The organism is Burkholderia sp. Bp9099 (genome assembly GCF_003857805.1).
Taxonomy (GTDB): Bacteria; Pseudomonadota; Gammaproteobacteria; order Burkholderiales; family Burkholderiaceae; genus Burkholderia.
Genome location: NZ_QTPU01000007.1, coordinates 272,313 through 281,209, shown reverse-complemented (window position 1 = coordinate 281,209; position 8,897 = coordinate 272,313). Strand labels below are relative to the sequence as shown.

9 protein-coding genes are annotated in these 8,897 nt (G+C 67.5%); 2 read left to right on the top strand and 7 right to left on the bottom strand.

The genetic code is table 11. The features are described from left to right. The coding region (locus DIE17_RS37725; protein WP_221621952.1) for a hypothetical protein at positions 1 to 198 on the top strand (198 nt) is incomplete at its 5' end. On the opposite strand, the gene phaC is transcribed toward DIE17_RS37725, so the two are convergent. The 4 genes from phaC to DIE17_RS10460 form a co-directional block, all read right to left on the bottom strand. Further along, complete coding sequence (phaC, locus tag DIE17_RS10470) at positions 177 to 2,051, bottom strand: class I poly(R)-hydroxyalkanoic acid synthase (protein ID WP_124520230.1); 1,875 nt, start codon at positions 2,049 to 2,051, stop codon at positions 177 to 179. The genes DIE17_RS37725 and phaC overlap by 22 nt on opposite strands. Before the next feature lie 132 nt (positions 2,052 to 2,183). Next, positions 2,184 to 2,321, bottom strand: a complete 138-nt coding sequence (locus tag DIE17_RS37340; protein WP_185500397.1) for a hypothetical protein — start codon at positions 2,319 to 2,321, stop codon at positions 2,184 to 2,186. A 108-nt stretch (positions 2,322 to 2,429) separates the two neighbouring features. Next, positions 2,430 to 3,269 carry a peptidoglycan editing factor PgeF gene (pgeF, locus tag DIE17_RS10465; protein WP_124520229.1) on the bottom strand — a complete coding sequence of 280 codons (840 nt, stop codon included), beginning with the start codon at positions 3,267 to 3,269 and terminating at the stop codon, positions 2,430 to 2,432. Positions 3,270 to 3,275: 6 nt separating this feature from the next. Further along, positions 3,276 to 4,496 carry an RluA family pseudouridine synthase gene (locus DIE17_RS10460; protein ID WP_124520228.1) on the bottom strand — a complete coding sequence of 407 codons (1,221 nt, stop codon included), beginning with the start codon at positions 4,494 to 4,496 and terminating at the stop codon, positions 3,276 to 3,278. A gap of 41 nt (positions 4,497 to 4,537) precedes the next feature. On the opposite strand from DIE17_RS10460, the gene DIE17_RS10455 reads away from it, so the two are divergent. Next, entirely contained in the window at positions 4,538 to 5,362 is an 825-nt protein-coding gene (locus DIE17_RS10455; protein ID WP_124520226.1) for an outer membrane protein assembly factor BamD, read from the top strand. Positions 5,363 to 5,443: 81 nt separating this feature from the next. Here DIE17_RS10455 and DIE17_RS10450 read toward each other — a convergent pair whose 3' ends face one another. The 3 genes from DIE17_RS10450 to DIE17_RS10440 all read right to left on the bottom strand — a co-directional run bounded on the left by DIE17_RS10450 (position 5,444) and on the right by DIE17_RS10440 (position 8,782). Then, positions 5,444 to 7,681, bottom strand: coding sequence for an ATP-dependent DNA helicase (locus tag DIE17_RS10450; protein ID WP_124486309.1), 2,238 nt, complete (start codon positions 7,679 to 7,681; stop codon positions 5,444 to 5,446). A gap of 55 nt (positions 7,682 to 7,736) precedes the next feature. Further along, positions 7,737 to 7,952 (bottom strand): YdcH family protein, encoded by a 216-nt coding sequence (locus DIE17_RS10445; protein ID WP_006755091.1) that lies wholly within the window; start codon positions 7,950 to 7,952, stop codon positions 7,737 to 7,739. Positions 7,953 to 8,029: 77 nt separating this feature from the next. Beyond that, on the bottom strand, positions 8,030 to 8,782 hold the full coding sequence (locus DIE17_RS10440; RefSeq protein ID WP_044848887.1) for a hypothetical protein: 753 nt from the start codon (positions 8,780 to 8,782) through the stop codon (positions 8,030 to 8,032). Between the last annotated feature and the right edge of the window lie 115 nt (positions 8,783 to 8,897).

The following is an 8,897-nucleotide window of genomic DNA, read 5'->3' as shown; positions in this document are numbered from 1 at the left end:
GCCGCGATCTTCGCGAGCGAGCCGCCGAATTTGCCGACCGCGGTCCGCGCGGCCGATACGATCACTACGTCCGTCATTTCCGTTTCCTCCGGGCCCGCACGACACGGCGCATCGCTACCGGCCCTGTTAAAAAAACTGCGGTGCATCGGACAGCGTGCGCCGCTGTCCGGTTTTCGTCAATCGCGCTGCAATACGTAGCGACCCGGCGCCGGCTCGATCACCGGGAACTGCTCGCTCCCGGGCTTGGCGGGCGGCGCGACCTTGCGGCCGCCGTACTGGTCGAGCCACTCGACCCAGGTCGTCCACCAGCTGCCGGGCTGCTCGGTCGCACCGGCAAACCAGTCGTCCGCCGATGCGGGCAGGTCGCTGTCGTTGACCCAGTAGCTGCGCTTCTTCTTCGCCGGCGGATTGATCACGCCCGCGATGTGACCCGACGCGCCGAGCACGAACTTCAGCGGGCCCGTCAGGATCGACGTCGATGCGTAGGCCGTCTGCCACGGCACGATGTGATCCTCGCGCGACCCGTAGATGAAGGTCGGCACGTCGATGCGCGACAGGTCGACGGATTCGCCGCACACCGTCAGCGCACCCGGCACGCGGAGCTTGTTCTCGAGATAGGTATTGCGCAGGTACCACGCGTACATCGGCCCCGGCAGGCTCGTCGAGTCGCTGTTCCAGTACAGCAGGTCGAACGCGGCGGGCGTGCGGCCCTTCAGGTAGTTGTCGACGACGTAGTTCCACACGAGGTCGTTCGGCCGCAGGAACGAGAACGTGTTTGCGAACTCGACGCCGCGCATCAGCCCCGGCGCGGCGCCGTTCTTGCCGCCGATGGTCTGCTCGCGCATCTGCACGTGCGCCTCGTCGACGAACACGTCGAGGATGCCGGTGTCGGTGAAGTCGAGCATCGCGGTCAGCAGCGTCATCGACGCGGCCGGATGTTCGCCGCGCGCGGCGAGCACCGACAGCGCGGTCGCGAGCATCGTGCCGCCGACGCAGAAGCCGAGCGTGTTGATCTGCTCGCGGCCGCTGACCTGCTGCACGGCGTCGATCGCCGCGAGCAGCCCTTCGTTCATGTAGTCGTCCCACGTCTTGTGCGCGACCGACGCATCGGCGTTGCGCCACGACACGAGGAACACCTGATGGCCGCTCGACAGCGCATGCGCGACGAGCGAATTCTCGGGCTGCAGGTCGAGGATGTAGAACTTGTTGATGCACGGCGGCACGATCAGGAGCGGCCGTTCGAACACCTTGTCCGTCTTCGGCGCGTACTGGATCAGCTGGATCAGGTCGTTCTCGTAGACGACCGCGCCTTCGGTACACCCGAGGTTCTTGCCGACCACGAACTGCGATTCGTCGGTCTGCGAAATTTTGCCGCGCTGCAGGTCGCCGAGCAGGTTCATCATCCCCTGCCGCAGGCTTTCGCCCTGCGTCTCGAGGATCGATTTCTGTGCGTCGGGATTGAGCGCGAGGAAGTTGCTCGGCGCCGCGGCGGCCGTCCATTGCTGAACGGAGAAACGGATGCGTTCGCGCGTCTTCGGGTCGGTCTCGAGCGCGTCGGCCAGTTCCTGCAGGTAGCGCGCGTTGAGCAGGTACCACGCGGCCGCGAATGCATGCGCGGGCGACGCCTTCCAGGCATCCCCGCTGAAGCGGCGGTCCTTCAGTTCAGGCGACTCGAGCTTCGCGGCGGCGGCCTGCTGCATCAGCGTCATGCAGTCGCGCGCATAGTCGGCCTGCAACTTCTGGAGCCGTTCGGGCGGGATCGCGGCTACCGGCAGCTTCAGCCCCGCGAACGGCGATGCCAGGCCGCCGAAGGCGCCCAGATCGGGCATCGACGGCATCTGGAACGGAACCGATGTCGGGAACTGGAATGCGGCGAATGGATTCGCGGTGGTCGACGCCGTTGCGGCGCGCGCAGGATCGGCGAAACCGCGCCACGCGTTCAGCCATGCCTCGAACATCTGCTGCATCGGCTGGGTAGCCTGACCGAATCCGATGCTGCCCGTGGAAGTGCCCGCCTGAGCGGACGTCGACGAATTTTTCGATGCTGTCATTACCTGCCTTACCGGTGATTCGTGAGCGTCAATCGTGAAATCCTGCTCGCGCGCGGCGTGCCGGTTGCGAGCCGGGCCGTCATGCTCTGGAGAGGCGTCTCCAGATTCTGCCGCAGTGCGGTATTTTTATCATTATCGTTTTCCCCATGTGAAGCGTTGCATCAAACCGCTGAACATTTCTGCTCGAAGATAATCCGCGCGCAACAGGCGGGACAAGGCTTCCGGCGAAACATAAAACATTTTGATTGACTTGACTTCGCGATTATTCATTCGGTTGTCCATGCAACGCCGCATTGCCTCGCCAATATCGAGATAAGCCGATTTCGCAACGCAACAAACCGCGCGCGCAGACGCACGCGGTCAGCCCTCAGTCGGCTTTCAATCGGCCAGCCAGATCGCCGCCGCCATGCGGCCGGTCACGCGGTCGCGCCGGTACGAATAGAAGCGTGCGGGTTCGTTGACCGTGCACGCGCGCCGGCCGCTCACGTGCGCCACGCCTGCGCGCGCGAGGCGCAGGCGCGCGAGCGCATGGAGATCGGCGAGGTACTTGCCGGGCGCACCGTCGATCGCGACGAACGCTTGCCGCGTCTCATCATGCTCCGACTGCGGAGCGGTGTCGAGAAACGCCTCGCGCACGTCGGCGCCGACTTCGAACGCCTGCGGGCCGATCGCGGGCCCGAGGTACGCATGCAGCGCATCCGTCGCGCCGCCGGCGAGCGCCGCGACGCGCGCCGCGGTCTGCTCGACGATGCCGGCCGCGAGCCCGCGCCAGCCTGCGTGCGCGGCGCCCACCGCCCGGCCCTGCGCATCGCACAGCAGCACCGGCAGGCAATCCGCGACCATCACGACGCAGACCGCCCCCGTGCGGTCGGTCACGCTCGCGTCGGCCTGCACGGGCGCCGAGCCAGCCGGCGCGGCCTCGATCACCTCGTCCGCACGCACGACCTGCGCGCCGTGAACCTGCTCGAGCCATGCCGCGCGCGCCTGCCCCGCCAGCGCGAGCAGGCGCGCGCGATTCGCCGCGACATGGGCCGGATCGTCACCGGTATGCAGGCCGAGATTCATCCCGCCCGGCAACGCGGCGCCGTCCTGCCGGCGCCCGTACGGGCCTTCGCTCACGCCGCCGTCGCGCGTCGTGATCAGCGCACGCACGCGCGGCGCCACCTGCCAGTCGGGCTGCACGCAGTCCTGCCACGTCAACGGCGCCAGGTTCGTCATCGGCACTCAATCCTCCTCATCGTCGTAATCGTCGTCGTGATCCTCGTCGTGATCCCGATAACCGCCGGCGAAATCGTCATCGTCGTAGACACCGTCTTCGTCGTCGAATTCCTCGTCGCCCTGCCCGAAGCCCAGCGCCGCGACGAGCGCGTTCATGTCGTCCGGCAACGGACAGCGCCACTGCATCGTCTTGCCCGTGACCGGATGCACGAGGCCGAGCCGCCATGCGTGCAGCGCCTGCCGCGCGAACCCGTCCGGCAGCGGCGCGACCGAGCGCTTGCCGCGCGCGCGCCCGTACACCGGATCGCCGAGCAGCGGATGCCCGACATGCGAGCAGTGCACGCGGATCTGGTGCGTCCGGCCGGTTTCGAGGTCGCACTGGATCGCGGACACCGGCTGACGTTGCCACATGCATGTGTCAACCGTGCGGAAATGCGTGCGCGCGGGCTTGCCCGACGCGCCGGTGACGACGGCCATGCGCGTGCGCTCGCGCGGATCGCGGCCGATCGGCGCGTCGATCGTGCCGTCCTCGGGCATCGTGCCCCACACGAGCGCGAAATAGCGGCGCTTCACCGTGCGCGCCTGCAGCTGGCGCACGAGGTCGGTCTGCGCGGCGAGTGTGCGCGCAACCACCATCAGGCCGGACGTCTCCTTGTCGAGCCGGTGCACGATGCCCGCGCGCGGCAGGCCGGCCGCCGCGTCGCCGTAGCGGTGCAGCAGGCCGTTGAGGATCGTGCCGCTCCAGTTGCCGGCGGCCGGGTGGACGACGAGGCCCGCCGGCTTGTTGATGACGACGAGCGCGTCGTCCTCGTAGATCACGTCGAGCGGCACCGGCTCCGGCGTGAACGCCAGCTGCTCCGGCAGCAGGTCGGGCACGAGCTCGATCCTGGCGCCGAGCGGCACCGGCTGGCGGATCTTCGCCGGCGCGCCGTCGACCAGCACGCGTTGCGCCTCGATCCAGCTCTGCAGGCGGCTGCGGGAGAATTCGGGGAACAGTTGGGCGAGCGCCTTGTCGAGGCGTTCACCCGCCAGCGACAGCGGCACTTCGACGACGCGCGGCGCCTCGTCGGCCGCCGCGGACGGCACCACAGGCGGCTGCATCGCGCCTGCAGCCAGATCGTCATCGGGGGAATCCCCCGAGGCAGCGTCGGCGGGCCGATCGCTTGGGCTATAATCTTCGCGATTTGACTTGCCCCGCGGGGCATTCTGCGAACTTGAACGGGTCATTTAGACTGGGTCACCGAGACTTGAAGCTAGGACATGCGAGCATGATGAATTCGACCAAACGTACGGCCAAAACCGTCACCGCCCGAGCTGCGGTGGTAGCGGCCGCGGCCCTCATCGCCGGCTGCCACGGCTTGCCGCAGAAGCAGGACGAGACGGCTACCTGGTCGAACAACAAATTATACTCAGAGGCCCAGGACGCACTGTCCGGCGGCGACTGGGGCAAGTGCGCGAAATATTTCGAATCGCTGCAAGGCCGCGATCCGTTCGGCCATTTCGCGCAACAAGCGCAGATCAACGTCGCGTACTGCAACTGGAAGGACAACGAAGCGGCAGCCGCCGACCAGGCCGTCGACCGCTTCATCCAGCTGCACCCGGATCACCCGGATATCCCGTACGCGTACTACCTGAAGGGGATGATCCACTTCAACGACGATCTCGGCCTGTTCGGCCGCTTCTCCGGCCAGGACATGAGCGAGCGCGATCCGCAGGCACTGCGCGAATCGTACGACGCGTTCAAGGTCGTCGTCGACCGCTACCCGAAGAGCAAGTACGCGCCGGACGCCGCCGCCCGGATGCGCTACATCGTCAACGCGCTCGCGTCGCACGAAGTGCACGCGGCCGACTACTACTATCGGCGCGGCGCCTATGTCGCGGCGATCAACCGCGCGCAGCTCGCGATCAAGGACTACAAGGGCGCGCCGGCGATCGAGGACGCGCTGCACATCATGATCCTGTCGTACGGCAAGCTGAACCAGCCGGAGCTCGCGGAAGACACGAAGCGCGTGCTCGCGGGGACTTTCCCGGACAGCCCGTACATCACCGGCCACTCGCGCCCCGGCACGAAGAAGTCGTGGTGGCAGTTCTGAGCGACGCCCGTGCATCAACAAAAAACCCGGCCATCGAGCCGGGTTTTTTGTTGATGCCGCCCGTAGCAGGCGGCGGGGCGGTCATGCGCGTTTTTCCGCGCGGTGCTCGTCGAAAAAGTCCTGCACGACCGCGATCTCGCGGGTGCGCTTGAACGGCGGCAGGCTCTGCCAGATCCGGCGGCCGTAAGGCTTGTCGACGAGCCGCGTGTCGCAGATCATCAGCACGCCGCGATCGGTCTCCGCGCGAATCAGGCGGCCCGCACCCTGCTTCAGCGTGATCACGGCCTGCGGCAGCTGGTGAACCGCGAACGGGCTCAAGCCCTTCTTGGTCAGCGCGTCGAGCCGCGCGGCCAGCACCGGATCGTCGGGCGGCGCGAACGGCAGCTTGTCGATCACGACGAGCGACAGCGCGTCGCCGCGCACGTCCACGCCTTCCCAGAAGCTCTGGCTGCCGACGAGGATCGCATTGCCGTACGAACGGAAGCGATCGAGCAGCTCGGTGCGGCTGGCGTCGCCCTGCACCAGCAGCGGCATGTTCCAGCCACGCGACTCGATCACGTCGCGCAGCTTCGACGCGATCCGGTCGACCGCACGCAGCGTCGTGCACAGCATGAAGACGCCACCGCCCGACGCCTCGATCGCCGGCAGCGCGGCGTCGAATACGGCGTCGGTAAACGCCGGCGACGACGGCTGCGGCAGGTTGCGCGGCACGTACAGCAGGCCCTGCGTCTGATAATCGAACGGGCTCGCGAGCGTCATCGAGCGCCGCGAGCTGAGCCCCATCTGGGCCGCGTAGTGCGTGAAGTCGCCGCGCACCGACAACGTCGCCGACGTAAAGACCCACGCGCGCGGCACGCCGGCGCGCTGCTTCGCGAAAATCGGCGCGACCGACAGCGGCGTTTCGTGCAGCTGGACGGTATGTGCGAACACCTCGACCCAGCGCACCTTCTCGTTCGGGTCGTCGGCGGCAGCCTTGTCGCCTGCTGCGGCGGCGTCGGCCTTCGCGGCCGCTTCCGCCGCACCGGGCGCGACCCAACCCGCGAGCAGGTCCTGCAGCTCGCGGGCGCGCCGCAGGCACGCGCCGAGCGATTCCGCCCGTTCGGCCTGGCTCGCGAGCGCCGAGGCAAGCGCATCGAGCGCCACTTCGAGCGCATCGAGCGCGCCGAACATCGGATGATCGTCGCCCAGTTGCGCGAGCGACATGCGCACGATCTGGTCGTTCGCGAACGCGAGGCGCAGGTCGCGCGCCGCACGTTCGAGATCGCCGCCGAGCTTCACCCACTCGACCGCATCGCGCGCATGGCTCAGGCCTTCGGCGACCGTGTCGCGCGCGAGTTCGAGGATTTGCGTGGTCGACAGCGTCTCGCCGAAGAACAGCGTGGCCGTTTCCGGCAGCTGGTGCGCTTCGTCGAAGATCACCGTGTTCGCGTTCGGCAGCAGTTCGGCCATCCCGGTGTCGCGCAGCATGATGTCCGCGAAGAACAGGTGATGGTTGACGACGACGACGTCGGCCTGCTGCGCCTCGCGCCGCGCCTGCATCACGAAGCATTCCTTGTAGTGCGGGCACTCCTGGCCGAGGCAGTTGTCGCGCGTCGACGTGACCATCGACCACACGGGCGCCGTCTCCGGCACGCTCGCGAGCTCGGCCTTGTCGCCGCTCTTCGTGATCTTCGCGAAGCGGACGATTTCCTGCAGGTACGCGGTGTCCTGCCGCGACGGCAGGCGGCCGTTGTCGGCCGTGCGCTGCAGGTAGTAATGGCACAGATAGTTCGAGCGGCCCTTGAGCATCGCGACCGTCACCGGCACCGCGAGCGCGTTGCGCACCGTCGGGATGTCGCGCTGGAACAGCTGGTCCTGCAGGTGCTTCGTGCCGGTCGACACGATCACCTTGCCGCCCCACAGCATCGCGGGCACCAGGTATGCATAGGTCTTGCCGGTACCGGTGCCGGCCTCGACGATCAGCGTGTTGTCGCCGGCGTCGGTGTCGGCGGCTGCGCCGTCCGCGGCGGACTCGGCCGCCTGGTCGCCTTCGCCGAGGCGGCGCGCCGGCCGCTTGCGGGTCTCGAAGATTTCCGGCTCGGGCATCCGGCGCGCGGAGGCCTCCATCGCGGACGCGACCGCGCGCGCCATTTCGATCTGCGACTGGCGCGGGTGATAGCCGTCCAGCGCGCGCGCGAGCAGTCCGCCTTCGCCGAAAATCGTGTCGAGTTCGTCGACGCGCTTGCGGCTCAGCTCGAAGGTGCCTTCGGGCGCACGAACGCGCCCGGCGGACGACGCGTCACGCCGGGCATCGGGGTTGGCTTCAAGCGGTGAATTCAAGGCAAGCGTTCCTGTGTCCAGCGCCCGGGCGGCGCCGGCGCTTGCCAGGCCGCGCTCAGGCGCGCTTATCCGGTTCCAGCTGCGATTGCAGCAAAATGATTTTGTCCTTGGCCGCCAGCTTTTCCTTCTTCAGCCGGTGCAGCGTGATGTCGTCGATGTCGGAGTGTCCTTCCTTCAGCTCGATCTCCCGAGCGAGCTGCTGGTGCTGCTCCTGCAATGCTGCCAAACGGTTGTGCAATTCCTGCTGCTGTTCCGTGGGACGGTTTTGCATATGCGCCTCCTCATCGAAGCAGCGCGCCGACTGGCGTGCCGGCACGCACGAGACTGACTCCGGATCAATCCAACACGTTACTGCCCCTGCTGTTGCTGCTGCTTGGCCTTGTCGGCCGCTTCCTGCTGACGCCGTTCGACATCGGCCTTGTGCTGGGCGGCTTCCTTCTGCTTCTGCTCGTAGCGCGCGGCGTTGTCCGCCCGCTCCTGCGCCTTCTGCGCGCCCTGCTGGCGCGCCTGGTCGAGCTTGTGCTGGAAATCCGCCTGCTTCTGGTCGTATGCCTGCTTGTTCGCGGCGCGCTGCGGCCCTTCCGCGCCACGCTGCGCCCGCTTCAGTGCATTCTGCTCCTGCTTGTCGCGGAACGCAGCCGCGTTCGCCGCATCGTTCGCCGCGCGCTGCGGCGCTTCCGCCGCATTCTGCGCCTGCTTCAACGCCTGCTGCTGGTCGCGCTGCTGCGCCCGCACCGCGCGCTGCTCGTCGTCGAGCGCGAGCTGCTCCTGACGGATGCTCGCCCGCTCCTCGCGCATCCGGTCGCGCGCCACGCCGAGACAGTGATTGACGAAGAACTTGCTGTAGCAATCGTGCTCCGCCACGGCATAACGATAATCGTTTTCCGCGGAACGTTGATTGAGCACTTTTTGACGGGCGTCGAAATCCTGCGTGGCGGAGGCTGCAACGGGCGCGGCGACAGCGGCGTCCGGCGCGGTTGCGCCCGATGCCTGTGCGTACGCGACGGTGGACCCGGCGGACAAAGCCGCGGCAAGCGCTGCGCCGAGCGCGACGAGAGAAATGCGGGAAGTTGGCAACGTCGTAGGAAAGCTGCGGGACATGTGTCAAATTCTATCACCCCCGGCTGGACGCTCCGCCATTTATGGCAAAATGCCCCGCTTCACTCACCCGCGGCATCTGGTCCGGCGGGCCCGTCTCGCAGCCCGCCGCGCGGTC

Bases quoted from the DNA above. Each gene is read 5' to 3' on its own strand.
- phaC (WP_124520230.1), bottom strand. From the start codon at position 2,051: ATGACAGCATCGAAAAATTCGTCGACGTCCGCTCAGGCGGGCACTTCC.
- DIE17_RS37340 (WP_185500397.1), bottom strand. From the start codon at position 2,321: ATGAATAATCGCGAAGTCAAGTCAATCAAAATGTTTTATGTTTCGCCG.
- pgeF (WP_124520229.1), bottom strand. From the start codon at position 3,269: ATGACGAACCTGGCGCCGTTGACGTGGCAGGACTGCGTGCAGCCCGAC.
- DIE17_RS10460 (WP_124520228.1), bottom strand. From the start codon at position 4,496: ATGACCCGTTCAAGTTCGCAGAATGCCCCGCGGGGCAAGTCAAATCGC.
- DIE17_RS10455 (WP_124520226.1), top strand. From the start codon at position 4,538: ATGATGAATTCGACCAAACGTACGGCCAAAACCGTCACCGCCCGAGCT.
- DIE17_RS10445 (WP_006755091.1), bottom strand. From the start codon at position 7,952: ATGCAAAACCGTCCCACGGAACAGCAGCAGGAATTGCACAACCGTTTG.
- DIE17_RS10440 (WP_044848887.1), bottom strand. From the start codon at position 8,782: ATGTCCCGCAGCTTTCCTACGACGTTGCCAACTTCCCGCATTTCTCTC.